A 25,327-nucleotide genomic window follows, 5' to 3' on the forward strand; every position below is an offset into this window, starting at 1 on the left:
CCTGAATTCCCCCATGCCGCCAGAACGGTCGAGCGGCAGGCTCGTTCCGTAACCGAAATATCGGCACGGATCGGCCGGATCAGCGGCCCTGCATGTTCTTGGATTCGGGGGGTATATGCACGGTCAGGGCCTCGATGCCGTCGAGCCAGATCTGGCAGGCGAGTCGGCTGTACCGTGTGGCGCCAGCCGCGAGATCGAGCATGTCTTCCTCCTCCTCGACGGCAGGCGGCAGCTTGGCGAAGTCGCCGGCGTCGATGATCACATGACAGGTCGAACAGGCCATCTGTCCCTCGCACGTTCCCTCCAGCGGCTCGCCGGCGTTCTGCGCCACGTCGAGCAGGCGGTCGCCGGGCTGCGCCTCGACTTCGCGCCGTGAGCCGTCCCGCTCGATGAAGGTCACGCGAGTCATGCTGCGATCCGCTGCGCGCGGGCGGCGGCATCGATCCGGGTAAGTGCGTCGACCAGTTCGTCCTCGGTCGTGTACCGGCCGAAACCCAACCGGATGCTCGACTTCGCCTCTGCGTCGCCAAGCCCGATCGCCTGCAGCACGTGGCTCGGCCGTCCCGATCCGCTGGCGCAGGCGGATCCGGCAGAGAAGGCAATGTCGCGCAAGTCGGACATCAGCCGCGCGACGTCGAGACCTTTGCGACGGATGTTGAGGTTGCCTTTGAAGCGATGGTCGATCGAACCGTTGATCGTCCATTCCGGCCCGAGCCTACTAACCGCAGCATCCCACAGATCGATGATATGATCGTCTTCGCCTCCGACATCGTCGACGTAGATGCGCGCCGCCGCACCGAAACCGGCGCACAGCGCTGGTGACAAGGTGCCGGATCGACCGCCCGGCTCCTGCCCGCCGCCGTTGAGCAGCGGATCGAGCTTTATGCCCTCGCGTATCCATAGCGCGCCGACCCCCTTGGGTCCGTAAATCTTGTGCGCTGACACCGCGATCAAGTCGGGTGATTGGGGCATGTCGAGTTTGCCGTATCCCTGCACGGCGTCGCACAAGAATAGCGCGCCAGCTTCGTGCGCCAGCGCCGCCAATTCGTCGATCGGCTGGATCACGCCGACTTCGTTGTTGATCAGCATGATGGCGACCAACCCCGTGCCGGGCTGGATGACCTCGGCCGCGCGATTGAGATCGATCAAGCCGTCTGGCTGGACGGGTAGGACCGTGAACGGTCGCCCATAGCGGGCCTCCGCATACACCGTGTCGAGCACCGCCGCGTGTTCGGTGCTGGCGGTGACGATCGGACCAGTCGTGCCCTTAATCGCCCAGTTGAGCGCCTCGGTCGCGCCGCTCGTGAAGCTGACCGTGCCGCCTTCCGGCAGTAACGCTGCGACTTGCTCGCGCGCCACCTCGACCGCCGCCTTCGCCGCGCGGCCTTCACGGTGCGCCGAATGCGGGTTGGCGTGTTGGTCGCGGAGCCACGGCAGCATCGCCTCGAACGCCTCGGACGCGAGCGGTGTCGTTGCCTGATAGTCGAGATAGGTCATGCCGCCCTCGATCGCCCCGCCACGATGTCGCGCCATACCGCGATGAACGTGTCCAGGTCGCCTTGGGTGGTCGATCGCCCGAAGCTGACGCGCACTACCTCCTGCGCCGCCTGCTGATCCCAGCCCATCGCGGTCAGCACATGGCTCGGCTTCATGCTCCCGCTGGCGCAGGCGCTGCCCGCCGATACCGCGATCCCGGCCATGTCGAGCCGGATCAATTGGGTGGTCGCAGCAACGCCGGGCAAGCGGTACGATCCAATCGCCGGATGCCGCAATGCCCCCGAAAGCACCGGCTCGGCACCGAGTGACGTCATGGCGTCGTCGAGATAGCGGCGCAGCTCGGCATAGCGCGCGACGTCCTCCGGCTCGGCGAGCGCGGCGGCATAGCCGAGTATCGCGGGCATGTTCTCCGTTCCCGGCCGATAGCCCCGCTCCTGCCCCCCGGTCGGGTCGAGCGTGGCGAGATCGCGCACCAGCAGCGCGCCGACCCCGATCGGCCCGCCGCGCTTGTGCGCCGACAGTGCGACGAAATCGGCATGCCGCGCGACGTCGCGATCGGCGCCCGCCGGCATCTGTGCAGCATCGACCAGCAGCAGGTGGCCAGCGGCATGAACGCGCTCAGCCAGCGCCGCGATCGGCTGGCGCACGCCGGTTTCGCTGTTCGCCCATTGGATCGCGACGACCGCCCGGCCCTCCCCCGCCATCGCGGCGTCGAGCGCGTCGCCATCGACCAGCCCGTCTGCGCCAACCTTGATGAGCGCGATGTCATACGCCGCGCGCAGCACCGCGTCATGCTCGACCGCGCCCGCCAGCCGCCGTTCGACCGTGCTCCGCGTCAGCGCGATGCTGAGCGACTCGCTCGCCCCGCTTGTGAACAGCACTTCGCCCGCCCAGCCATAGGCCGCTGCGACTTGCCCCCGCGCGGCCTCCAGCGCCGCTTTTGCCGCGCGCCCCTCGGCGTGCGGCGAGGACGGATTGGCCCAGCGCGCGAACCCTTCCGCCATCGCCTCGCGCGCCGCAGGCAGCAGCGGCGTGGTCGCGGCATGGTCGAGATAGATGCGGGCGCTCATCGGGGCCGATTCGTTCCAATTGCGTGACAGGACTTCCTGCCTATATAGCGCGCAACCTTTCCCGCCACACTGGCGGCCACTTATTCCTGCGACAGGACATTATGCCCGAAGTCATTTTCCCCGGCCCCGAAGGCCGTCTCGAAGGCCGTTTCAACCCCGGCCCCAAGCCCCGCGCGCCGGTCGCGATGATCCTACACCCGCACCCGCAGGCGATGGGCACGATGAACAACCGCATCGTGATGGAGCTCTACAAGACGTTCCAGCGCCGCGGCTTCGCGACCTTGCGCTTCAATTTCCGCGGCGTCGGCAAGAGCCAGGGCACGTTCGACAACGGCATCGGCGAGCTGTCGGACGCGGCGTCGGCGCTCGACTGGGTGCAGAGCTTCCATCCGGAGGCCTCGACCACCTGGATAGCGGGCGTCAGTTTCGGCGCGTGGATCGGCATGCAGCTCTTGATGCGCCGCCCGGAAATCCGCGGCTTCATCTCGGTCGCGCCGCCCGCGAACCTCTACGACTTCACCTTCCTCGCGCCGTGCCCGGCGAGCGGCATCCTGATCGCCGGCGAGAATGACGAAGTGGCGACCCCGGTCGCGATCCAGAAGCTGGTCGACAAGCTCCGCACCCAGCGCCACATCACGATCCACCACGACACGATCCCGAAAGCGAACCATTTCTTCGAGCATGAGATGGGGGAATTGATGGGGAGCGTGGACAAGTATCTGGACATGCGGCTCGACCCGAATTCGCCGATCAGGTGATCGTTTCGCGGCTAGCGCTGGCTGCCGTCGCCGCGCTGGTCGCGCTTGCACCCGCTTATTCGGCGTCCCGATCTCTGCCAATCACAGTGCAAATCCGTGACGCTGCGAGTTGTTTTGCATCGGTCGATGGTAGCGACTTCAAACTGCCAGACGATCGCGGGCGCTTTGTTCAGCGGCTTAAGCAGCTGCGAAAAAAATGGCGCGGGATTTCGATCGTTAGCGACACCGACGTCCGTTATAAATGCGTCGGCGGGGTCATCTTTCTAGCTCAATCTGCTAAGTTCAAAAACGTCGGCTTCCCGGCGCAACCGCCGCAATGACCAGACGTCTAAAGCGTCCAGATCACCACATTCCCCACCAGCACCAGCGCCATCACGACCATCAGCATGCCCTTCGTCCGCGTGTCCGGGCGTAGCGTCAGCCTCACGCCGAAGAACGCCAGGATGAACGCCGCGATCATCGCGATCGCGGGGGCGACCTGTTCGAGGCCAGTCATGCGTGCCGATACTCTTTTGCTCGTGCTCCGGCGCAGGCCGGAGCGCTGGAGATGGAAGGCTGCGATTGCCAACGCTCCGGCCTTCGCCGGAGCACAGCCAAGGAACTGATCGACGTGGTCTTCATGCGCCGCTCAGCGCCGGGATGGCGGGGGCTTCGGCGGGTTCGGGCGCCAGCGCGCGCGCATACGCCTCCATGTCCACATTGCCGCCCGACAGGATGATCAGCATCCCCGGCTCGGCCTCGACCTTGCCCGCGAGCAGCGCCGCCAGCGCCACCGCGCCACCCGGCTCGACCACCAGACGCAGCACCGACGCCGCCCAGCGTTGCGCCGCGCGCACCTCGGCCTCGCTGACCGCCACGCCCTTCGCGTCACGGCGCGCCAGCACCTCGAACGTCAGCGGTGAGACCTCCGGCGTCTGCAACGCGTCGCACGCGGTCGGCGGCGGGTTGGGGCCGACCGGCTCGATCCAGCTCGCCTCCAGGCTGCGGCGCATGTCATCCCAGCCCTCCGGCTCGACCACGGTGATCCGCGCCTCCGACAGGCCGAGCGCGATGCCAGACGCGAGGCCGCCGCCGCCGCATGGCACGACGACATGGCTCGGCTCGCCCAGCCCCATCGCTTCCATCTGCCGCCGCGCCTCGATCGCGACCGATCCCTGCCCCTCGATGATCCACGGATCGTCGAAGCTCGGCACCAACGTCGCGCCCCGCGCCTCGGCCAGGTCGCGCGCCTTGCGGATACGATCCTCACCGCCCGCGCGGTCGTAAGGCACCACTTCCGCCCCCAGCGCAAGTGTCCCGTCGCGCTTCGCCCGCGGCGCGTCGGCGGGCATCACGATGGTCGCGGGCATGCCGAGTCTCTTCGCCGCCCAGGCGACGCCTTGCGCGTGATTCCCGGAACTGAACGCAACGACTCCCTTGCGTCGTTGATCCTCGTCCAGCGCCGTCAGCCGGTGCCACGCCCCGCGCAGCTTGAACGCGCCGATCGGCTGCAGCGATTCCGCCTTAAAGGCGACCGTCACACCGTTGAAATCATGCGTAAAAAGCGGCGTCGGCGGCAGGATCGCGGCGATTTTCGCGGCGGCGTCCCGCACCCCGGCCCGCGTCGGCTGTCGCACGATCGTCACTGCTCGCCTCCTGTCACAAAAAAACGCTTTACGTGGGGGGTCACCGACCCTATCTGCCCGCTTCCCGCTGCCCCATGGGACTTCCAACCGCAAGGCAGCATTTCGTGAACGACGGCGCAAGCCACTTGGAGGTCCCTTGAATTGCAGCAGCATCATAACGCGCTGGGGCTAGCTACTGCCCTCCGACCGGTAGCTCCGGTCACGCTCATTCGTCCGCACGCTGCCGCGCGCGCCGCTCGATTCTTCGTAGAGAAGTTTCCGGGCCGCTCGATGTATGCGGTGAAGGCGAACCCCTCGCCCGATCTGCTCCAGATCCTGTGGGACAGCGGCATCACGCATTACGACGTCGCGTCGCTCAACGAAGTGCGGCTGGTGCGGCGCACGTTGCCCGAGGCGGTGCTGTGCTTCATGCACCCGGTGAAGGCCGAGGAAGCGATCGCGCAGGCGTATTTCGAGCATGGCGTGAAGACCTTCAGCCTCGATTCGATCGAGGAACTCGACAAGATCGTCCGCGCGACCCGCAACGCCAGCGACCTGACGCTCTGCGTGCGGCTGCGCGTCTCGTCGGAACATTCGAAGCTCAGCCTCGCGTCGAAGTTCGGCGTGGCGCCCGGCGAATCGAAGGAATTGCTGTTCCAGGCCCGCCAGGTCGCCGACGCGCTCGGCATCTGCTTCCATGTCGGCAGCCAGGCGATGACGCCCCAGGCCTATGCCGATGCGATGGAGCGCGTGCGCCAGGCGATCGTCGAGGCCGCGGTGACGGTCGACGTCGTCGACGTTGGCGGCGGGTTCCCGTCGACCTATCCGGGCATGGAGCCGCCGCCGCTCGAACTGTATTTCGAGACGATTTATCGCGCGTTCGAATCGCTGCCGATTTCGTATTCGGCGGAATTGTGGGCGGAGCCGGGCCGCGCTTTGTGTGCCGAATACAGCTCGATCATCGTGCGCGTGGAAAAGCGTCGCGGCGACGAACTGTACATCAACGATGGCGCGTACGGTGCGCTGTTCGATGCCGCGCATATCGACTGGCGCTTTCCGGTGACGCTGCTGCGCGAGCCCGACAGCAACGCCAAGGACATGCCGTTCAGCTTCTACGGCCCGACCTGCGACGATCTCGATTACATGAAGGGTCCCTTCCTGCTCCCGGCGGACATCCGTGCGGGCGATTATCTCGAGATCGGGATGCTCGGCGCGTACGGTTCGGCGATGCGAACCGCGTTCAACGGCTTCGGATCGGACGAGACGGTGATCGTCGAGGACGAACCGATGGCGTCGCTCTACGTCGCGCCGGACCAACAGGTCGCGTCGAACGTCGTAAAGCTGTAACAACTCGTTTCTAGCGAATTGGCGGCGGCGCGCTGCGGTGCACCGCCCCCTTACGGGTTTCCGCGTCCCCATAACGACGGCGGCATGAGAGAAAGAAAACCATGACCGACACCCTGACCAAGACCGCCGCGGCGAACGCGCCGATCAACGACACCCGCAAGGCGGAACTGCTGTCGAAGCAAGTCAAGCACATCGACATCACCAGCTTCGACGCGCGACCGATCGTCGATGCGATGAGCGACATGAGCTTCACCAGCCGCGACCTTGGCCGCGCGACGAAGATTTATAATCAGATGCTGGCGGACAAGGATTGCACGGTTTGCCTGGTCATCGCCGGATCGACCTCGGCCGGCGGCTGCATGGACCTCTATGCAGAGTTGATCCGCAACAACATGGTCGATGTCGTCGTCGCGACCGGCGCTTCGATCGTCGATATGGATTTCTTCGAAGGCCTTGGCCACAAGCACTATCAGGCGCTTGAAATTCCTGACGATGATACGCTGCGCTCGCTTTATATCGATCGCATCTACGACACCTATATCGACGAGGAGCAGCTCCAGGATTGCGACCATACGATCCTGAAGATCGCCGATTCGCTCGAGCCGAAGCCCTATTCGAGCCGCGCGTTCATCCGCGAGATGGGCAAGTATCTCGCCGAGCACGGCAAGAAGGATAACAGCCTCGTCAAGCTCGCCTACGAGCATGACGTGCCGATCTTCTGCCCGGCGTTCGTCGATTCATCGGCCGGCTTCGGCCTCGTCAAGCATCAGGTCGACCGTGCCAAGGCGGGCAAGCCCTATATGGTGCTCGACGCGATCGCCGATTTCCGCGAGCTCACCGAGATCAAGATCCAGGCGGGCACCACTGGCCTGCTGATGATCGGGGGCGGCGTGCCGAAGAACTTCATTCAGGACACCGTCGTCTGCGCCGAAATCCTGGGCCATGAGGATGTCGAGGTCCACAAATACGCCGTGCAGATCACCGTCGCCGACGTCCGCGACGGCGCGTGCTCGTCCTCGACGCTGCAGGAAGCCGCAAGCTGGGGCAAGGTGAACACCGGGATCGAACAGATGGTGTTCGCCGAAGCCGGGTCGGTCATGCCGCTGCTGGCGTCGGACGCCTATCACCGCGGCCATTGGAAGGACCGCGCGAAGCGCGCCTGGGGCAAGCTGTTCGCCTGACCCCAAACACCAACCGTCGTGCCCCCGGCCCTGAGCCGGGGTCGCGCTTTTCGTCGCGAACAGAACAAAGACCCGGGATGCCGGATCAAGTCCTGCATAACGATTGGTTGATCCTTACCGTGCCGCCCTCGCGACACCCGCCATCCGGTTGATATGCGCGAACGAAGCATCGACGCCGCCCGAGCCGCCTTCGACGCTCTTAAAGCGTTTTCACCAGCAACGTTGCGTTCCCGAACCGATTGATGCAGCCTAACCGGTAACGCTTTGGGGAGAGGCTTGATGCACAGTGAAATCCTGAAACCGATGGTCGTCCTGATCGCATGGACGCTGGTGATGCTCGTGTGGCTGGTCGCAACGCGACTGCCGGCAATGAAGGCGGCCGGTGTCGATCTCGGCAAACTGGTCGGTGGCAAGGGGGCCGATGCGGACGGCGTTCTGCCCCCTGCAACACAATGGAAGGCGCACAATTATAACCACCTGATGGAACAGCCCACGTTGTTCTACGCGGTGTGTCTGGTCATCGCGTTCAGCGGCACGGGCGACGGCATGAACGCCTGGATCGCCTGGGGCTATGTCGGTTTCCGGATTGCGCACAGCTTGTGGCAAGCGACCGTCAACAAGGTATCGACCCGCTTCCTGCTGTTCGCGCTATCGACTCTGTGCCTCGTAGCGCTGACGCTCCATGCGGCGATGGCGGTGTTCCAGTTCCATGGCTAAGGGCGAAGGGTTCGAGCGCCACAAGCAACCGTGGCGTCAGAACGAGGTGCAGAAGCTCCACACGCTCGCCAAGAAGGGGATGGCGCTGAAAGCGATCGCCAAGGCGCTGACCCGGAGCGAGGAATCGGTGAAGGCCCGCGCGAAGGAAGACGGGCTGAATATCGCCAAGCTGCGTTAGGCTCGGCGCAGTGAAATAGCTGCGCTATTTCGCGCTTTGCGCCGAGTCCGGCCGGCGGCGCGTCTGCGCCGACCGACGGCGCGAATTCACTTCGCGCCACCTAGCCGAACAGGTGCGCCAAACTCCGCTCGAGCGTCACCAGCTGCCATAACGTCCGGCCATGCTCGGCGCGCCCGGCCCGGTGGTCGGCAGCCAGCTTCTCGATCGCCGGGCCGTCGAACCATTGCAGTAGCCGCGGCGACCGAGCGAGCCCAGCCGCCTCCCCGGCCAGATCCCGGCGAAACCAGGTGCTGATCGGCGTCACGAACCCCATCTTGGGCCGATACAGGATGTCGCGCGGCAGATAGCGCTCCATCGCCTTCTTCATCAGCCATTTGCCCTGCCCGCCGCGCAAACGCATCGACACCGGTAACGACGCGGCGAATTCCATCAGCCTGTAGTCGAGCAACGGTTCACGCGCCTCCAGGCTCACCGCCATGCTGGTGCGGTCGATCTTGGTCAGGATGTCGCCGGGCAGCCAGTGCTGCACATCGGCATATTGCGCGCGGTCGAGCGCTTCGCGCGCCGGCGCGTCGCGCATCGTCGCGATGTAGCGGTTCTCCGCGCGATGCCCGCCGAGCTGCCGCCAGGCGTCGACGGTAAAGAGCTGCTGGCGCAGCGCCGGCGTCGTCACCCCGACCGATCGCGCATAGGCGGTCGCGCCGTCATCCGCGAGCGCAAGCAACGTCGTCTTTGCCCGCAACGGCCGCGGCGCCCAATCGGCCTTGGGATAGAACCGCCCGAGCGTCCCGAACACGGTCGAGGACAGGCCACCCGGCAGCAGCGACCGCACGCGTTCCTCAGCCGCCTGAAACTTGTAGCGGCGATACCCCGCGAACGCTTCGTCGGCGCCGTCGCCGGAAAGCGCGACCGTGACTTGCTCGCGCGCCAATTCGCACACGCGATACGTCGCGAGCGCTGAGGCATCGGCGAAGGGTTCGTCGAACGCCGTAGTCAGCCGGTCGATCAGCGCGAAATCGTCCGCCGCGACGACGCGCTCGCGGTGATCGGTGTGGTACCGCGCAGCGATCGCATCGGCGTAGGCGCGCTCGTCATGCCCCGCTTCCTGGAAACCGATCGTGCACGTCTTGACCGCGCCCTTCGACGCCTCCGCCATCAGCGCGACGACGGCCGAACTATCGACCCCGCCTGACAGGAACGCGCCGAGCGGCACGTCCGACACCATACGCAGCCGCACCGCCGCGCGCATCCGCTCGACCAGTTCGGCCTCCAGATCCCGGACCGACCCGCTGGCGCGCCGGGTGAAGTCCATGTCCCACCAGCGTTGCGGGTGCGGGATCGGCCGCCCGCGCTCTAGCAGCAGGAAATGCGCGGCGGGCAGCTTCTTCACTCCCGCGACGATGCAGGCGTCGTCGGGGACGTAGCCGAGCCCCATGAAATCCTCGATCGCCGACAGATCGGGCGCGCGGCGCAGCAACGGATGCGCGAGCAGTCCCTTCAACTCTGACGCGAACGCCACCGACCCATCGCTCAGTTCGACATAGTGGAGCGGCTTCACCCCGAGCCGGTCGCGAGCGAGGAAGAGGCTCTGTCGTCCGGCGTCGTGCAACGCGAACGCGAACATGCCGTTGAGCCGCTCCAGCATCGCCGGTCCCCAGGCGCGCCAGCCATGGAGCAACACTTCGGTATCGCCATTAGTGACGAACTTCGCGCCCATCACCTGAAGCGCCTTACGCACCTCGGCGAAATTATAGATCTCGCCGTTATACGTGACCGTCAGGTCGCCGTCCTGCATCGGCTGCGAGCTGCCCGCGACGTCGATGATCGCGAGGCGGCGATGACTGAGCCCCACGCCCGGCGCGGTCCACACCCCTGCCCCGTCCGGCCCGCGATGCGCCTGCGCGTCGGCCATCGCCAGCACTCGAGCGCGATCGACCGGCTTTGGAGTTCCGGGGTGGAAGACCCCGGCGATACCGCACATCTAGCGCGTCATGCCCGCGCTGCGATCCGCCAGCACGTCGAGCGGGCCGAGCGACGCCAGGAACGTCGTCATCGTCGCCCGCGGATCGCGGCCGCCTTCCACCGACAGATGGATCGCGACGGCACGCTGCGGGCCACCGAACAGTTTCGCCTTGAGGGTTTCGAGCTTCACGATTTTCCCGCTGGAGGTCAGCACCGACCCGACCCGATACCATGTCGCGACTTGCCGCTCCACCGGTCCCGGCGCGGTCATCGCCACGACTGTGCCACCGTTCAGCGCATCCAGGTCCTTTATCTTCACCCAGCGGTCATCCTGCCGGATCGCGCCGATGCCGAATCCGACGATCTCCTTGCCCTCGCGCTGGCTGCCATAGACGGCGATGGCAAGATCGACCGTATTGCCTTGCGCATCGACGTAACGGCCGAACAGCTGATGGTCGGCGCCCGGATAGTTGGGCATCCACGGTGCGGTCGTGCTGACGGGTGCGCGATTCCAACCGGGCACTTGCGGCAGATCGATGTGCGCGGGCAGCGCTTGTGCCCGATGCGCAATCGCCGCAGACCATGTGGGAAAGATCATCGCCGTCGCCAGCACGAGCAACGCGGCGACCGGCACGTCGAGCCGCCACCGAATGGCTCCCCGGAGCTTCGCCGGATCGAACGCCGGCGCATCGGGCGCGCGGTCGAACCACTTCCACCCGATCGCGAGCACCGCCGCCATCACCAGCCCGAAGAACACCCAGCCGAACACGATATGGTCGTATCCGGTCGCTTGCTCCACGCTCGTCAGAACGGCGGCATAAATCGTCCCGAACGCGCGGATACCGTTCGCCAGCACCGGCACGACCAATGCCATCGCCATGAAGGCAAGCCGTCGCGGCCAGGTGCGGTAGCAAAGGTTCGCGACCAGCACGCCGTACGCGACCATCGCGATCACGAACTTCGATCCCGAGCACGCTTCCGCCACCTCGAAATACTTGCCCCCTGCGGTGATCAGCACGCCATCGACCGTCGCCGGCGCGCCGACCAGATGAAGCAAGTGCATCGTCATCCAGACCGTCACTGTCTGGAGCGGCGGCTCGAGGAAGTCGCCGAAGGGCACCAGGAACAGCGCATAGGCCAGCGGAAAGAGCAGCCCGCGCGCGACGTTTGGCCCCAGCACCGTCACCACGGCGCCCTGCAACATCATCACCAGCCCGAAATGCCGCGCGAACGACACTGTCCCGGCATCGCCGAGCAGCCAGCCAAACCCGCCCGCCGCGACCAGCGCCAGCCCCGGCGCCCAGCCCTGCGGCGTCAGTTGCGCGAGTTCGCTCCGCCGGATCCACACCAGCCAGCCGATCACCGGCGCGATGAACAGGCAATGCCCGAACGTCGTATTGGTCCAGTAGAGCGCGGCGAGATCGCTCACGTCGCGGCGGAACGCGACAAGCAGCACCGCCACGACCAGCCCGAGCGCAACCAGCGGTCGACGCCATGCCGCCGCTAGTGTGAAGGCGTTCGGCGCGGTCTGCGCGATACTGGTCACGCCGCGCTCCGCGCCGCGGACGATCCACCGACCAGCGCATCCAGCAGGGCCAGCCGCGCCGTCCAGCCATAGCGTCGTTTGACCTGCTCGCGCGCCTTCCGGCCCAGCGCATCGGCCCGGTCCCGATCGCCCAGCAGTTCCACCACCGCCCGCGCAATATCATCCGCCCCGGCTCCACTCAGGATCGCGCCGTCATGGTCGATCCCCTCGGACGCCGGCATGCTCGCAACCACCGGCTGCGCCATCGCCATGGCTTCGAGCACCTTGTTCTGGATGCCCCGCGCGATCTTGAGTGGCGCAACCACGCATGCCGCCGCGGCGAGCCAGCCGCGCACGTCCGCAACCTCGCCGGTGACGATCACCGCGTCGCCCGCCAACGCCCGAACCGCGTCGGTCGGATGACGCCCGACGATCGCAAATCGCGCGCCCGGATGCGCCGCGCGGATCATCGGCAGGATGTCGCGCGCAAACCACGTCACCGCCTCGACATTCGGGCGGTAATCCATCTGCCCGGTGAACACGATCAGCGGCCCCGCGACATCCACCGTTTCGAACGCCACGTCCGGATCGAAAAAGTCGGTATCGATGCCGTTCTCGACCACCTGCACGTTCTGCGCGCCCGTTCTCACGCGAAAGATCTGCGCCTCGGCCGCGCTGACGAACAGGCTGGCGTCGACGCGGCGCGCCGTCGCCTGTTCGAACGCCTGCAAAGCCCCCGCCTCGCGCGCCATCAGCCAGCGCATCGGGCCGTGCGAACCCTTCGCGTAATCGGCGAACTTCAGCGAATCCATGTCGCAGAAATCCATGATCACCCGCCCGCCAAAATCGGCGGGGACATATTGCGCCATTTGCCCCGAGAAGACGTAGATCGTGTCGATCGCCTCGCGCGCCAGCACGTCCGCCACTGCGGCGCGCATCGCCTTGTCGTCGAACGCGGTCAGCGAGGCCGGCTTGCCCTGCGCCAGCGCTTCCAGTGTCGCGACCACCCGCGACTTGCCGCGCCAGAGCACTTCCCGGCTCGCGGTCAGCGACGCCAGGCCGCCATGATCCAGATCACGCCGATCATCAGCGAACGCGAGCAGATGCACTCGCTTCCGGCTGCTGAGATACTTGAGCACGTTATACGCCCGGATCTTGTCCCCACGATCGGGCGGAAACGGCGACCGGTGCGCCAGGAACAACAAATCACCCATCAGCCGAGGCCTTTGGCGATCACCGGCCCTATCGTGTTCGCCAGCCACAAGGGCAGCTTCTTCCAGACCGCGACTTGCAGCCGATATTTCGGGCTCATCGGGTTCATTTCGCGCGGAGCCTCGCCCGGCGCGACGCGCTTGGCATAGCGCAGCGGCACACCCTCGAACCCCCAATTCTTCTTGAACGCGGCGACGCCCGTTCCCGCCTTCGATCTGCCGAAATCGTAGCGCGTACAGGCCTTGTTCGCGCGAGCATGGCGCATAAGCTCGTAGTACAGCCGATCGTTCGCCTTCAGCGCGCGCGCTTCGCGCGTGCCGCCGCCCCAGAACGGGTAGACGGTGCCGTTGAGATAGACGCTGAACACGCTCGCATGCGGCGTGCCGCGATGCGAGACGGTGACGATATCGGCATGATCGCCGAGTTCCTTCGCGACCTCGCGAAACAGCTTCGCCGGGAACACGGGCGTGCCGAGGTTCCGCACGCTTTCCGAGAACACGCTATAGTGCATCGCGAGGTCGTTCGGCCAATTGCCGATCGCGACTTGCAGGTCGCCGTCGAGCGACTTGCGCACCTCTGCGCGCTGCTTGCGGGGGATCGCGAGCAACTGCGCCTCGTCGTCGGCGGACAGGTCGCGCGAGAAGCCGAGATAGGTCGTGTCATCGACGATCCACCCCTCGCCCGGCGCCGGTCCGCCACGCAGTTCGAGACTCGGGCAGCCCAGCTTTTCGGCGAGCGCCCAGCCCGATGCCGCCAAGGCGTCGGCGACGGCATCGCGGCGCGTCAGGATGCCGCCATCTACCGCGAACCCGGTCGACACCAACGCGTTGCCGAACAGCGGCGAGCGAATCTCCGTCAGCGGCAACACGCCGACGATCTCGCCATCGGCGGTCTGCGCGATCAGGCAATGCGCGGTCTGGCCGCACGCGCGCGCCACCGCGACGTTCCAGCCGGTCAGATGGAACGGCGTCGCATCGGGATGCGCGCGAACATAGTCGTCGATCCGCGCGCGCTCGGCGGCATCACCGAGGTCGGCAGGCGTTATGGCGACGAGCGTGGAAGGCTGGACGGTCATGACAGCCGCGCCGCTTCCTGCGCGACAACCGCATCGACGCGACCCCATTGATGCTTCGCGACCAGGGTCCGCAGCTTGCCCGCCATCGCACCGAGCCGCGGATAGTGGCGCAGCTTCGACCGCAGCGGCGCGTTCGCGACGCGCGGCTGGCCGGGATCCATGTCCCACGGGTGGAAATAGAAGACGGCTGGGCGATCGGCGCGGTTGGTCCGGGCGATCGCGCGATAGGTGATTTCGCCGGGCAGCAACCGGAAGAAGCCGCCTCCGGTCACGATTTTCCTGACGCCGATACTCGCCAGGCTAACCGGCAGCTCGATCAGATCCGATCCCGCAACCGGTCGATAGGCATGCTTGGGCGCATCCGCCCAGCCATAATGGTCATGCGAGATCGGCGCGACGCTGGACGAATATCGATAGCCTTCCTCGGCAAGTACCTGATGCGCCCAGGGCGTCCGGTGGTCGATCGAGAAACTCGGGGCGCGATAGCCGGTAACCTTCTGCCCCGATGCATCCTCCAGCGCCGTTCGCGCGCGCTTCAGATCGTCGCGGAACGCCGCCGCATCCATCGTGAACACGCGGTCATGGTCCCAGCCGTGACTGGCGACCTCATGACCCTCCGCGACCATGCGCCGGATCAGTTTCGGATGCCGGTCCGCCACCCAGCCGAGCGTGAAGAACGTCGCCTTGACCTCGCTCTCGGCGAACAGGTCGAGCACCTTGCCGGTATTGTAGTCGACGCGACCCTCCAGCCCGTCCCAGTCGGCCTTCTTGATCACGCGTTCGAACGCGCCGACCTGGAACCATTCCTCGACATCGACGGACAGGCCGTTGAGCATGATCCCTCTCCGTCAGGCCGCGCGGCCGCCGCGCATTGCCTCGGCGCCCTCGACCCAGTCGACCAGCAACGCGAGCACGCGGCGCAGCGCCGCATCCTGTTCCTCCAGCCGCGCCTCGATCGCCGCGAACCGGTCCGGCGCGATCGACACGGGGTGCGCAACCGGCCCCGGCATCGGCAGCGGCGCAGGAACGGGCGCAGGGACGACCGGCATGTCGCCGTTGATGTCGGCCGCGACCAGATCCACCGTCCGGCCGTCGATCACGTCGAGCCGCTCGACCGCGCCTTGCAGCATCACGCGCGCGGCAAGCTGGTTGAGCCGGCGCGGCACGCCGTCCGAACCGCGATACAGCGCGTCGATCGCGTCCGGCGTGAAATCGGGATGCCCACGCCACCCGGCAAGCGACAGGCGGTGCGCGATATAGGGCTCGATCTCCTCGCGCCCCATCGGGTCGAGATGATGGACCGCGATCACGCGCTGGCGAAGCTGTTCGAGCCGGTCAGACCCGTTGAGCGCCGCACGAAATTCGGGCTGGCCGAGCAGCACGGTCTGCAACAGGGCATGCCCACCAGCCTGGAAATTGGACAGCATCCGCAATTCTTCCAGCGCGCCATTGTCCAGCGCCTGCGCCTCGTCGACGATCAGCAATGTCCGCCGCCCGCTCCGCGCGACTGCGTGCAAGCCCCGCTCGATCGCAACGAGCAACTGCGCCTTGGTCAGTCCGGCGTTCTCGACCCCCAGCCCGCCCGCGACGATGCGCAGCAAGTCGTCGGCCTCGATCTGGGTGGAGACCAGCTTGATCGCGTGCAGCCGGTCGTGGTCGATCGTCGCCAGCAAGTGGCCGATCAGGGTGGTCTTGCCCGCACCCACCTCTCCGGTGATGACGATGAATCCCTCGCCCTGGCTCAGACCATAGCCCAGATAGGCCATTGCCTTGCGGTGCGTGGCGCTGTCGAACCAGAATTTCGGATCGGGCGTCAGCGCGAACGGGCGTTCGCTCAGTCCGTAATGGTCGTCGTGCATCATCGCTTGCCCTTCAGAACTGATACCGCGCGCCGACCAGCGCCTGCGCCTGCGTCTGGTCCTGCTGCCCGTCCTGGCTGAACGTGTAGGCGCCGACGGACAGGCTCGTGCCCAACCGCCCGAAGCTGCGCGACAGCGAACCGGTGGCGCCAAGGCTCAGGATGCCGGGCGCAAGGCCGCTGTCGTAATAATTGGCGAACACGTCGCCGCTCAGCGTCGTGCGCGGCCCGAGCCGGGTCGAATAGAACAATTGCGCGTAATAGCTTTCGTCGGTCACGCCATAGATGACGATGCCCGGGCTTTGCGGCGCGTAGAGCTTGCGGTTGGCATAGCCGGCGCCAAACCCGATCTGCGACTCGCCGCGCGTCAGGCTGACCGTGCCGTCGATCCCGCGCGAACGATAGGTCGCGTTGGACACCGACTGGAACACCGAATTGAGGCAGGCGCCCGTCGCCCCGCCACCGGTCGTGCCGAACGTGCAGCCGCTGAACTGCTGCGCCAGCAAGTCGCGCGTCTGCGTGAATTCCTTGGGCAGGCCGCGCAGGCCCCGCTGCAATTGGCCACCAAACGTCTCCACCTGGTCATAGACGGCGACCTGGACGCCGACGCTCGGCGTCGGTGCATAGCTGAACGATCCGGTGTAGCTCCAGCTGCCGTACCGCCGCCCGACCCGCGCTTCGAACTGGGTGCGCGGACTGGGCCGCCACAGCACGCCAGCGTCCCAATAGATGCCGTCGGTGCGATAGGCGATGCGGCGCGGCGATGCCGGGTCGGTGACGAAGCGGCCGTTGCGGTCGATCACCGGATCGCCCGCCGTATCGAGCAGCGGATCGCGCGCGCTCGACGTGATCTTCTCGTAACCGACGCCGCCCACCACAGCGACCGTACGGCTGAGCGGCATAACGATGTCGCCGCGGCCATACAGGCCCTCGAACCGGCCACCGAGCTGGCCCTGATCCTCCCGCGTCCACCCACCGCTCAGAGTCATGCCGAACGGCGCGACCGTGCCCGACTTGAACCCGGTCGACAGCGTCGCGAGATGGATCTTCGAATCGTCGAAATAATCGATCCGCGGGCTGCCCGGAGCGATGCCCGTCGGGCCTGGCTCGGTCACCTTGGTATAGGCGAAGCGATAGCCGCCGTTGATGAAGATCGGCCCGCGCCCGGTCGCGAAGCTTGGCCCGACATACGCCGAATAGACGTTGCTGACGTTGCTGTTGTCGTTGCCGAAAAAGATCGGCGCCGCGCCGCGAATATCGTTGCGCGTGCGCGTCGCGATTCCGCCCGCCTCGATCGACAAGCCACGCGTCACGCGCAGTTGCGCGTTGGCGAGACCGCTCAGGATGTCCGCGTCGCTCTGGCGGTTATCGTAGGTGAACTGATGTTCGTAGCGCGCCGAAATGTTGACCGTGACGCGCTGCGTATTGACCGACGCATCCACGCCGGCCGCCGCCGACGTATAGGTCAGCACGTCGTCCGATACCGAATCCCACGTCAGCACCTGACTGAGCTCGATATAGGGCGCGATCGCGACGTGACGCTTTCCGCCTCCGTCGCGATCCTGCGCCGCCGAAGGCGTCGCCGCCAGCAGCGCCGCGATCATCGCGGCCCCGGTTATCCTGATGATCATTGGCCGTCCCCCTGATGGCCGTAATAGCTGCCGAAGCGCGCGCCCCCGGGCGCATACGAAACGCTGTTCAGCAAAAGCTGGATTTCTTCGCACCCCTCGAGCCGATGCACGGCGTCCCGAATGTCGCTTTCGATCGTACTGTCGGCGCGGACCACGAGCATGACCTGACCGACATGGAGCGCAAGCACCGATGCGGGCGACGCGGCGAGCGCGGGTGGCGAATCGAAGATCACGACGCGCTGCGGATCGGCCGCGAGCAACCGCGCGATCACCGCGGGCGTGCGGTCGCTGGCGATGAGTTCGGTGTCCGACGTCGATCCTGCGCCGGCCGGCAACAGGCTGAGATTGGGAATATCCGTCCCCACGACGCAGCTTTCGACGTCGATCGACGGATCGCCCAGCGCGTCGAGCAGGCCGGGGCCATCCTGGACGCCCAGGCGGCTCATCACGCTCGGCTTCGCGAAATCGGCATCGACCAGTAGGACGCGCACGTTGCGCTCCGCCGCCATCGAGATGGCAAGGTTGACCGCGCAATAGGTCTTGCCGTCGCCGGGCTGGGGCGAACAGACCAATATCGTGCGCGCCTTGGCCGGATCGATCGCGGCGAGGCGGCGTGCGGTCAGGAGCAACTGCCGCTTGGCGAGGCGGAATTCCTCCGCGAGCACGCCGACCGGCGCGCCGGGGACGAGCAGTCCGTTTTCGGCCAGCGCCTCACGGTCGATCGCCGCCTCGCGCGTGGGCACCGGTGGCGCGTAGGACACGCGCGCGGCGGCGGGCGGCTGTACGACGGCCTGCAATTGCGGTTCACGTTCAACCGGCTCGACGGGCGGCGCGGGCGGCAAGTCGTTTTCGGGAATGACCGGCACGCGGAAATGCGCGGTGAAATCGTACACCTCGGCCGCGCGTTCGAGCAGCGAGCCGCCTTGCCTGATGATCGGCTTGTTCATGCCGCCAGCCCCCGCATCAGCATCTCGACCCCGAGCAGCCCAACGAACGCCACGACCAGCGCCGCGCTCGCCCCCGCGAACAGCTTGAGCTTGCGCTTTCGTAAATCGGCGTCGGCACGCGACACACGCTCGCTGATCGATCCGATCACGGGCAGCCCGCTCGCCTTTTCCAGCCGCCCGGCAGTCGCGAACGTCACCTTGAGCTGCGCCATCGCATAGGCCGCCGCGAGTCCGCCGCCGATCGCCAGGATCAACACGCCGGCCAGCAAAACCGGCCGGTTGGGTGCGGTGGGCTTGCGCGGCGCCGTCGGTGGATCGATCGTGCGGAACTTGATGGCATCGGTCTGCGCCTGCGCTTGCGCACGCACGCGGATCGTCTCGCGCTGGCCGAGCATTGCGTCGTACTTGTCCTTGAGCACCTGATAGTCGCGCTCGATCTGGCCCTGCTCGCTAGCGACCGCCGGGTCGCCGTTCAGCTTGGCGATGATCGCGTTGATGTCACCCTGCAGCTGTGACTTGCGCGCGCTGAGCGCGGCGACCTGTGCCTGCTTGTCGGCCTGCATCGACTTGAGCGAAAGATACATTGGGTTGGGCTGTCCGCCCCCGCCCGCGCCCAAGGGTTCGGCATTCGCGGCTGCCCGCGCCGCCGCAAGCTGGCTCTTGAGCGCAACCACGTCGGGATGGCTCTCGGTATAGCCCTTGGCCCGCGCGTCGGCGAGCTGCCCTTCGATCGCGGCCAGCCGTGCGCGCGCCGGGCCGCCGACGACGCCTGTAGGCCCCGCCACGGTCGGCTGCGCGCCCGCCATCTGGCCGTTGATCGCGGCAAGGCTGGTCTGCGCCGCCGCGAGATCGCTGTCGATCTGCGCCATCTGCGTACGCGCCGCCGCCATGCGATCCTGCAATGTGCCCGTGCCCGGCAGCGAGCCGAGATACTGGGTCTGGAACTGCGTCCGCTTGGCGTCGGCATCGGCGAGCCGCGTCTGCATCTGATCGACCTGCCCGTCGAGGAAGCGCAACGTCGCCTGCGTATCGGTGCGGTCGTCCGACAAGTTCTGGTCGACGAAGATCGAGATCAGCTTGTCGACGATTTGCTTGGCGAGTTTGGGGCTCGAAGCGGACGCCGTGATCTCGAACAGGTTATTTTGCTGCGCGACGACCTTGATCGATGTCTGCAGGCCGGCGACGCGATCGGCAATATCCTGCGTACCCGATACGGTATTAGCCAGGTCGGTGCCGCGCACGACCTTTTCCAGGTTGACCGCGCTGGTCAGCGTCTGGCGGATCGTATCGACATCGTTCTGCTGGTCGGCGGCGGTCACGCCGATCGCCGCGGGCAGCACGCTGCTGATCTGGACAAACACGCGCGCCTTCGCTTCATAGCGGTTGGGCAACTGGCTGACGACCAGCCAGCCGAGGATCGCAATTCCCCACGCTACGCCCAGCGCGAGCCAGCGGCGACGCCAGATCGAATGCAGGGCGATGCGGATTTCTTCGTAGAGGCCGTTCACCGGTCGATGCCCCCTTAGAACATCGACTCAGGGATGATGATGACGTCGCCCGGCTCCAGCCGGACGTTCGCCGTCGGGTCGCCGCTCTTCAGCAACTTGCCGATCTTGATGTTGTAGGTCTGCTGCTTCCCAGTGTCCCGGTTATAGCGGACCAGTCGCGCGCGGTTGCCCGCGGCGTATTGGTTGAGGCCCCCGACCGCGATCATCGCATCGAGCAGCGTCATGTTGGCTCGATACGGCAGCGACGCCGGCTTCTCGGTCGCGCCGACGATGCGGATCTGCTGGCTGAACGTGCTCTGCGCCGATTCGACGATGACCGAGACGATCGGGTCCTTGATGTAGGTGCCGAGCGCGATCTTCATGTCGTCGGCCAGCATCGCCGGGCTCTTGCCGACGGCGGGCATATCGCTGACCAAGGGCGTCGTGATGCGGCCATCGGGGCGCACCGTGACCTTCGCCGACAGTTCGGGGTTGCGCCATACGAAGATGTTGAGCTGGTCTAGCGGGCCGATAATATATTCCTCGCCCGGCTGCTCCTTGGAGGCGACGAATGCGGCGGGTGGTAGCGAGCCGCGCCCCCCGCCTCCCGCACAGCCGCTGAGCGCGCTGGCGCTCGCCCCCAAAAGGACGGCGGCCCTGGAAAGTTCGATGAAACGCATAACCGGCCTCCTGATGCGCGCTTGACGATGCCGGTGACGTCACTTCCGGCGCGCGCAGACTTTCAGCGGCGGCTATGGGCCGACGGGGGTAAAGATAGCGTTAGGACTATGCTCGGGGAATCTGGGTGTCGCCGGTCAGGAACTCGGCGGGCCGGGCGTGGCCGAGAAAATCGACCGGGCTGGCGCTCAGGCCATAGGCCCCCGCCATGAACACCGCGATGACGTCACCCGGGCGGGCCGCGGGCAATTCCACCTGATCGGCGAGCCGGTCGAGCGGGGTGCAGAGGGGGCCGACCACGGTGACGGTCTCGGTCGGCGTTCCGGCCTCGGCGGTCGCGACGGCGACTGGATAATTCCGGCGGACAACGGTGCCGAGATTTCCGGTCGCCGCGAGTTGATGATTGAGGCCGCCGTCGCACACCAGAAAGGTCTCACCGCGGCTTTCCTTCCGATCGACGACGCGCGTCAGATACACCCCCGCTTCGCCTACCAGCCAGCGACCCAGCTCAATCGCGAAACGCGTCTCGGGCAGCGCGGAAAGGCGCGGCATCAACGTCGCGCCGATCGCCTCGACATAGAGGGGCGTCTCGCCCGGAAAATAGGGAATGCCAAACCCGCCGCCGAGATTGACGAGCGGCGGCGTGGTTCCCGCCTCGTTCGCCAGACGCTCTGCGAGATCGAGCGTATGCGCCTGGCTGTCGATGATCGCGGCGACGTCGAGCGCTTGCGACCCGGCGAAGATATGAAAGCCGCGCCAGTCCGCACCCGCCGCGATGATGCGCTTTACCAGGGCCGGCACTTGCTCCGCATCGACCCCGAACGGCGAGGCACGCCCGCCCATTCGCATCCCCGATCCGCGTAGTTCGAATTCGGGGTTTACGCGCACCGCCAGCCGGGGCGTGAATCCGATGCGATCCGCTATGGCGAGCGCGCGGTCCGCCTCTCCCGCCGATTCCAGGTTGATCGTCACCCCGGCGCGGATCGCCATCTCCAATTCCGCGTCGCGCTTGCCCGGCCCGGCGAAGCTGCGCTGATTCGCGAAGTTGTCGGTCATCGCCAGTTCGCCGCCCGACGCGATGTCGAACCCATCCACCAACGGCGCCATCGCCGCCAGCATCGGCGCGAACGGATTGGCCTTCACCGCATAGTGCAGATCGACGACGGGAAACGCCGCCCGGAACCGCTCAATCCGGCCGGCGACCATTCCGAAGTCATAGACAAACACCGGCGTCTGGGCGGTGAAGTCGCTCACCGGCCGTCCACCGATCGTGAGCGGCGCTTCGCGGAATTCGGCGGGGATCGCGCCCATCGGCTTCATGACGTCACTTCCCCCTTGAGTGCCGCGCGGTCGAGCTTGCCGTTGGCGTTGCGCGGCAATTCGCCGCGCCACACGTAGCGCGACGGCTGCATGAAGTTCGGCAGGTCGCGGCGCAAGCGCTCACGCAATGCGTCCTCGGCCGACCCGTCCCCCTTCGCCACGACGACGATCACTTGCCCCAGCTTGTCATCGGACACGCCGATCGCGACCGCCTCCGCAGTTTCGCCACCCGCCATCACGGCTTCCTCGACCTCGGTCGGACTGATCCGGTTGCCCGCCGATTTGATCATCTCGTCGTCGCGTCCGACGAAGCGCAGTAAGCCGTCGGCATCGGCGACGACAGTGTCGCCCGACCATACCGCCATGCCGCCCGTCCCCGACCAGTCCGGGGCAGGCCTGAACCGTACCGCCGTGCGCTCCGGATCGCGCCAATAGCCTTGAGCGACCAGCGGGCCGGCATGCACCATTTCACCCGCCTCGCCGGCCCCGGCGGCGCTGCCGTCAGGGCGCACGACCAGCACTTCGGCGAACGGGATCGCGCGCCCGATCGAATCGGGGTTGTCGGCCACCAGCGCCGGATCGAGATAGGTCGACCGGAACGCCTCGGTCAGGCCGTACATGGGGTAGATGTCCATTGTCGGGAAACGTTCGCGCAGACCGTCGATCAGCCGCCGCGTCAATGTGCCGCCGGAATTGGTAATTCGTTTCAAACTACTTACGTCTATATCCTTCGGGGTAACCTCAAGTAGTTGCGCCCATAGCGGCGGCACGCCGGCCAGCGTCGTGATCCGATCGCGCTCGATCGCGCGATAGACGTCACGCGGCAGCAGATAATCGAACGGCACCACGCACGCCCCCGCCGCCCAGGTCGAGAGCAACTGGTTCTGCCCATAATCGAAACTGAGCGGCAGCACGCCAAGCACACGGTCTTGCGGCGTCAGTTTCAGGTAATGCGCCACGCTGATCGCGCCGAGCCACAGATTGGCGTGACTGAGCATCACGCCCTTGGGTCGTCCGGTCGATCCCGACGTGTATAGCAACGCCGCCAGCGCATCGGGGTCGGCATCCGACGGCGGCATGACGCTACCGCCGAGCGGCGGATCGTCGGTCACGACGCGCCACGCCCCCGACGCCAGCGTCTCCGCCCGCGCCGGCTGGGTCAACAGCAGCCGCGCGCCGCTGTCGCCCAGAATATGCTGTACCTGCAATGCCTTGAGTAGCGGATTTACCGGCACATGGACGAAACCCGCGCGCGCCGCCGCCAGCGGCATCAGGCACGCAAGGCGCGTTTTGGGCAGCCATGTCGCGACGCGATCGCCCGCCGCCAGTCCCTGCCCCGCCAGCCACGCCGCCAGCGCGCCGACCGCCGCCTCCAACCCGGCATAGTCGAGCACGCCTTCGCGAGTCGCCAGCGCCGGATCGCCGGACTTGCCCCGCAACGTCAGGTGATCGATCGGCAGCGGCACGGCGTCGAGCGGGATCATGCCGCCCTGATAGCGGCACACGGCGTCCGCCCCAAGCGCCCTTCCCAATCCGCCGGCTTGCCGTTACCGCGCCGTCACGATGACCAAGCACCATGCCGCCGCGAAGGTCGACCGGACCGTCCGCGCCGTTCTCAAGGATGTCCTCGCCCTCAGCGATGCTCGCGTCGCCGCGTTCGACGACGAAACGCCGCTGTTCGGCGCGCTGCCCGAGCTCGATTCGATGGCGGTGGCGGGCGTGCTGACCGAAATCGAGGACCGGCTCGGCATCCTGATCGAGGATGACGAGGTCGACGGCGAGATGCTTGAGACGTTCGGCGCGCTCCGGCGGTTCGCGCAATCCAAGGTGAAGGATTGAACGACACCTATGACTGGGCCGGCGGGCGCGAGGCGATGCTCCGCTTCGGACCCGCCACCGGGCCGGTCGTGATGGTCGCGCTGCCCCTGTTCGAGGAAGCCAATCGCACGCGCACATTCGCGGTCGGGCTGTTGCGCAGACTGGCCGATCGCGGCGTCGGCGGCGTGCTGCCCGATCTGCCCGGCCAGAATGAAAGCCCCGTCGCGACTGAACACGCCATGCTGGCGGGCTGGCGAACGGCGTTCGCGGCGGCGGCGGCGGCGACTGGCCGACAAGTGCATAGCGTTACGACGCGCGGCGGGGCGCTGGTCGATCACGACGCGAACGTTGTCAGCCGCTGGCAACTCGCGCCGGCCAAAGGAGAAGCGCTGATCCGCGAACTTTTCCGCACGGCGCAGGCCGCCGGCGAGCCGGTCGAGATCGATCTCGATGCATGGAGCGACGAAGGCGGCCCCGTCACCATCGCCGGAAACCGCATCAGCCGCCCCCTGCTCCGCGACCTCAACGCCGCCGATTGCGTGCGCGACGGGCTGGTCCGCGTGGTGCGGCTCGACACCGACCCCGCCGTCGCCGACCGCAAGGTCGAAGGCGCGCCGCTCTGGCGCCGCAGCGAGCCTGGCGACGACGCCGCGCTCGCCACCATCCTTGCCGACGACATCGCCGATTGGATCGCGCGATGCGCGAGCTGATCTGGTTCCCCTGCGAGGGCGACACGCTCGCCGGCACGCTCGACGACGCGGCGGGTGGCACCGGGCTGCTGATCGTCTCCGGCGGCAACGAGATCCGCTGCGGCGCGCATCGCGGCATGGCGCTGCTCGCGGCGGAACTGGCGGCGGACGGCGTGCCGGTGTTCCGGTTCGACCGGAGGGGGATCGGCGATTCGGAAGGGGCGAATTACGGCTATGCGGAAAGCGGCCCCGACATCGCCGCCGCCGCGCAGGCGTTCCGCACCGTCGCCCCGAATGTGAAGCGCATCGTCGGGTTCGGCAATTGCGACGCCGCGACCGCGCTGGCGCTGTTCCATCGCGCGGCGGGGATTGACTCGCTGGTGCTCGCGAATCCGTGGATCGGCGACGAAGACGACGGCATGCCCCCCGCCGACGCGATCCGATCGCACTATGCCGATCGCGTGCGCGACCCCAAACAATGGCTGCGGCTGGCGACAGGTGGGATCAATATCGGCAAGGCGATCAAAGGCTTGCGCAAGGTTTCGAAGGGAACGCCGCAACCCGGCAACCCGATCGCCGAGCAGATGGCGACGGCATTGGGCGACACGCCGCACCGCTTCCTGCTCGCCAACCGGGACAATACGGCGATGCGTTTCGCCGGTTTGTGGCCCTATGGCGGGGACAAGCGCGAATGCGCGACCGACAGCCACAGTTTCGCGCGGCCCGGCGACGCGCAATGGCTCGCCGCGCAACTCCGCGAGGCACTCGGCTAG

At 66.7% G+C, this 25,327-nt stretch carries 26 protein-coding genes; 9 read left to right on the plus strand and 17 right to left on the minus strand.

Annotated elements, in window-relative coordinates; all coding sequences use genetic code 11:
• Positions 1 to 79: 79 nt before the first annotated feature.
• From J0J06_RS05875 to J0J06_RS05885, 3 genes are read right to left on the minus strand one after another with little or no spacing between them, the layout of a single operon-like run.
• On the minus strand, positions 80 to 409 hold the full coding sequence (locus J0J06_RS05875) for a 2Fe-2S iron-sulfur cluster-binding protein (RefSeq protein WP_294040385.1): 330 nt from the start codon (positions 407 to 409) through the stop codon (positions 80 to 82).
• On the minus strand, positions 406 to 1,497 hold the full coding sequence (locus tag J0J06_RS05880; protein WP_294040851.1) for a cysteine desulfurase family protein: 1,092 nt from the start codon (positions 1,495 to 1,497) through the stop codon (positions 406 to 408). The genes J0J06_RS05875 and J0J06_RS05880 overlap by 4 nt, the downstream gene beginning before the upstream one ends.
• Positions 1,494 to 2,567 (minus strand): aminotransferase class V-fold PLP-dependent enzyme, encoded by a 1,074-nt coding sequence (locus J0J06_RS05885; protein WP_294040386.1) that lies wholly within the window; start codon positions 2,565 to 2,567, stop codon positions 1,494 to 1,496. The genes J0J06_RS05880 and J0J06_RS05885 overlap by 4 nt, the downstream gene beginning before the upstream one ends.
• A 101-nt stretch (positions 2,568 to 2,668) precedes the next feature.
• Here J0J06_RS05885 and J0J06_RS05890 point away from each other — a divergent pair, with 101 nt between their 5' ends.
• Positions 2,669 to 3,325, plus strand: coding sequence for an alpha/beta hydrolase (locus J0J06_RS05890; protein ID WP_294040387.1), 657 nt, complete (start codon positions 2,669 to 2,671; stop codon positions 3,323 to 3,325).
• Positions 3,322 to 3,645 carry a hypothetical protein gene (locus J0J06_RS05895; protein ID WP_294040388.1) on the plus strand — a complete coding sequence of 108 codons (324 nt, stop codon included), beginning with the start codon at positions 3,322 to 3,324 and terminating at the stop codon, positions 3,643 to 3,645. Before J0J06_RS05890 ends, J0J06_RS05895 begins: the two co-directional genes overlap by 4 nt.
• A gap of 8 nt (positions 3,646 to 3,653) precedes the next feature.
• On the opposite strand, the gene J0J06_RS05900 is transcribed toward J0J06_RS05895, so the two are convergent.
• Both J0J06_RS05900 and J0J06_RS05905 read right to left on the minus strand, forming a co-directional pair.
• On the minus strand, positions 3,654 to 3,821 hold the full coding sequence (locus tag J0J06_RS05900) for a hypothetical protein (RefSeq protein WP_294040389.1): 168 nt from the start codon (positions 3,819 to 3,821) through the stop codon (positions 3,654 to 3,656).
• Positions 3,822 to 3,942: 121 nt separating this feature from the next.
• The gene (locus J0J06_RS05905; RefSeq protein WP_294040390.1) at positions 3,943 to 4,950 is read right to left on the minus strand and encodes a threonine/serine dehydratase; all 1,008 of its coding nucleotides are present in this window, start codon (positions 4,948 to 4,950) and stop codon (positions 3,943 to 3,945) included.
• A 141-nt stretch (positions 4,951 to 5,091) separates the two neighbouring features.
• Between J0J06_RS05905 and J0J06_RS05910 the strand changes: the two genes are divergently transcribed.
• From J0J06_RS05910 to J0J06_RS05925, 4 genes are all read left to right on the plus strand, one after another.
• Positions 5,092 to 6,276 carry a type III PLP-dependent enzyme gene (locus J0J06_RS05910; RefSeq protein ID WP_294040391.1) on the plus strand — a complete coding sequence of 395 codons (1,185 nt, stop codon included), beginning with the start codon at positions 5,092 to 5,094 and terminating at the stop codon, positions 6,274 to 6,276.
• 101 nt (positions 6,277 to 6,377) lie between these two features.
• Positions 6,378 to 7,457, plus strand: a complete 1,080-nt coding sequence (locus J0J06_RS05915) for a deoxyhypusine synthase (protein WP_294040392.1) — start codon at positions 6,378 to 6,380, stop codon at positions 7,455 to 7,457.
• Between the two features lie 279 nt (positions 7,458 to 7,736).
• The gene (locus J0J06_RS05920) at positions 7,737 to 8,174 is read left to right on the plus strand and encodes an MAPEG family protein (RefSeq protein ID WP_294040393.1); all 438 of its coding nucleotides are present in this window, start codon (positions 7,737 to 7,739) and stop codon (positions 8,172 to 8,174) included.
• Complete coding sequence (locus J0J06_RS05925) at positions 8,167 to 8,352, plus strand: hypothetical protein (RefSeq protein ID WP_294040394.1); 186 nt, start codon at positions 8,167 to 8,169, stop codon at positions 8,350 to 8,352. The genes J0J06_RS05920 and J0J06_RS05925 overlap by 8 nt, the downstream gene beginning before the upstream one ends.
• Before the next feature lie 100 nt (positions 8,353 to 8,452).
• On the opposite strand, the gene J0J06_RS05930 is transcribed toward J0J06_RS05925, so the two are convergent.
• The 12 genes from J0J06_RS05930 to J0J06_RS05985 form a co-directional block, all read right to left on the minus strand.
• On the minus strand, positions 8,453 to 10,333 hold the full coding sequence (locus J0J06_RS05930) for an XrtA/PEP-CTERM system amidotransferase (RefSeq protein WP_294040395.1): 1,881 nt from the start codon (positions 10,331 to 10,333) through the stop codon (positions 8,453 to 8,455).
• Positions 10,334 to 11,860 carry an exosortase A gene (gene xrtA, locus J0J06_RS05935; protein ID WP_294040396.1) on the minus strand — a complete coding sequence of 509 codons (1,527 nt, stop codon included), beginning with the start codon at positions 11,858 to 11,860 and terminating at the stop codon, positions 10,334 to 10,336.
• On the minus strand, positions 11,857 to 13,053 hold the full coding sequence (locus tag J0J06_RS05940; protein ID WP_294040397.1) for a TIGR03087 family PEP-CTERM/XrtA system glycosyltransferase: 1,197 nt from the start codon (positions 13,051 to 13,053) through the stop codon (positions 11,857 to 11,859). Before J0J06_RS05940 ends, xrtA begins: the two co-directional genes overlap by 4 nt.
• Complete coding sequence (locus tag J0J06_RS05945) at positions 13,053 to 14,126, minus strand: FemAB family XrtA/PEP-CTERM system-associated protein (protein ID WP_294040398.1); 1,074 nt, start codon at positions 14,124 to 14,126, stop codon at positions 13,053 to 13,055. The genes J0J06_RS05940 and J0J06_RS05945 overlap by 1 nt, the downstream gene beginning before the upstream one ends.
• Positions 14,123 to 14,962, minus strand: coding sequence for an XrtA system polysaccharide deacetylase (locus J0J06_RS05950; RefSeq protein WP_294040399.1), 840 nt, complete (start codon positions 14,960 to 14,962; stop codon positions 14,123 to 14,125). Before J0J06_RS05950 ends, J0J06_RS05945 begins: the two co-directional genes overlap by 4 nt.
• A 12-nt stretch (positions 14,963 to 14,974) precedes the next feature.
• Positions 14,975 to 15,985 (minus strand): AAA family ATPase, encoded by a 1,011-nt coding sequence (locus J0J06_RS05955; RefSeq protein ID WP_294040852.1) that lies wholly within the window; start codon positions 15,983 to 15,985, stop codon positions 14,975 to 14,977.
• A 13-nt stretch (positions 15,986 to 15,998) separates the two neighbouring features.
• Positions 15,999 to 17,615: a hypothetical protein gene (locus J0J06_RS05960; protein ID WP_294040400.1), complete on the minus strand. Its 1,617-nt coding sequence runs from the start codon at positions 17,613 to 17,615 to the stop codon at positions 15,999 to 16,001.
• Positions 17,612 to 18,562 carry an AAA family ATPase gene (locus tag J0J06_RS05965; RefSeq protein WP_294040401.1) on the minus strand — a complete coding sequence of 317 codons (951 nt, stop codon included), beginning with the start codon at positions 18,560 to 18,562 and terminating at the stop codon, positions 17,612 to 17,614. Before J0J06_RS05965 ends, J0J06_RS05960 begins: the two co-directional genes overlap by 4 nt.
• Positions 18,559 to 20,070: an XrtA system polysaccharide chain length determinant gene (locus J0J06_RS05970; RefSeq protein ID WP_294040402.1), complete on the minus strand. Its 1,512-nt coding sequence runs from the start codon at positions 20,068 to 20,070 to the stop codon at positions 18,559 to 18,561. The genes J0J06_RS05965 and J0J06_RS05970 overlap by 4 nt, the downstream gene beginning before the upstream one ends.
• A 14-nt stretch (positions 20,071 to 20,084) precedes the next feature.
• Positions 20,085 to 20,729, minus strand: coding sequence for an XrtA/PEP-CTERM system exopolysaccharide export protein (locus J0J06_RS05975; protein WP_294040403.1), 645 nt, complete (start codon positions 20,727 to 20,729; stop codon positions 20,085 to 20,087).
• Positions 20,730 to 20,835: 106 nt separating this feature from the next.
• Entirely contained in the window at positions 20,836 to 22,047 is a 1,212-nt protein-coding gene (locus tag J0J06_RS05980; protein WP_294040404.1) for a pyridoxal-dependent decarboxylase, exosortase A system-associated, read from the minus strand.
• The gene (locus tag J0J06_RS05985; RefSeq protein WP_294040405.1) at positions 22,044 to 23,531 is read right to left on the minus strand and encodes an AMP-binding protein; all 1,488 of its coding nucleotides are present in this window, start codon (positions 23,529 to 23,531) and stop codon (positions 22,044 to 22,046) included. Before J0J06_RS05985 ends, J0J06_RS05980 begins: the two co-directional genes overlap by 4 nt.
• A 79-nt stretch (positions 23,532 to 23,610) precedes the next feature.
• Here J0J06_RS05985 and J0J06_RS05990 point away from each other — a divergent pair, with 79 nt between their 5' ends.
• The 3 genes from J0J06_RS05990 to J0J06_RS06000 are packed head-to-tail and all read left to right on the plus strand — an operon-like array spanning position 23,611 to position 25,327.
• Positions 23,611 to 23,886, plus strand: a complete 276-nt coding sequence (locus J0J06_RS05990; RefSeq protein WP_294040406.1) for an acyl carrier protein — start codon at positions 23,611 to 23,613, stop codon at positions 23,884 to 23,886.
• Entirely contained in the window at positions 23,883 to 24,575 is a 693-nt protein-coding gene (locus tag J0J06_RS05995; RefSeq protein WP_294040407.1) for a hypothetical protein, read from the plus strand. Before J0J06_RS05990 ends, J0J06_RS05995 begins: the two co-directional genes overlap by 4 nt.
• Positions 24,563 to 25,327, plus strand: coding sequence for a hydrolase 1, exosortase A system-associated (locus J0J06_RS06000; protein ID WP_294040408.1), 765 nt, complete (start codon positions 24,563 to 24,565; stop codon positions 25,325 to 25,327). Before J0J06_RS05995 ends, J0J06_RS06000 begins: the two co-directional genes overlap by 13 nt.

This window comes from Sphingomonas sp. (assembly GCF_017304615.1).
Taxonomy (GTDB): domain Bacteria; phylum Pseudomonadota; class Alphaproteobacteria; order Sphingomonadales; family Sphingomonadaceae; genus Sphingomonas.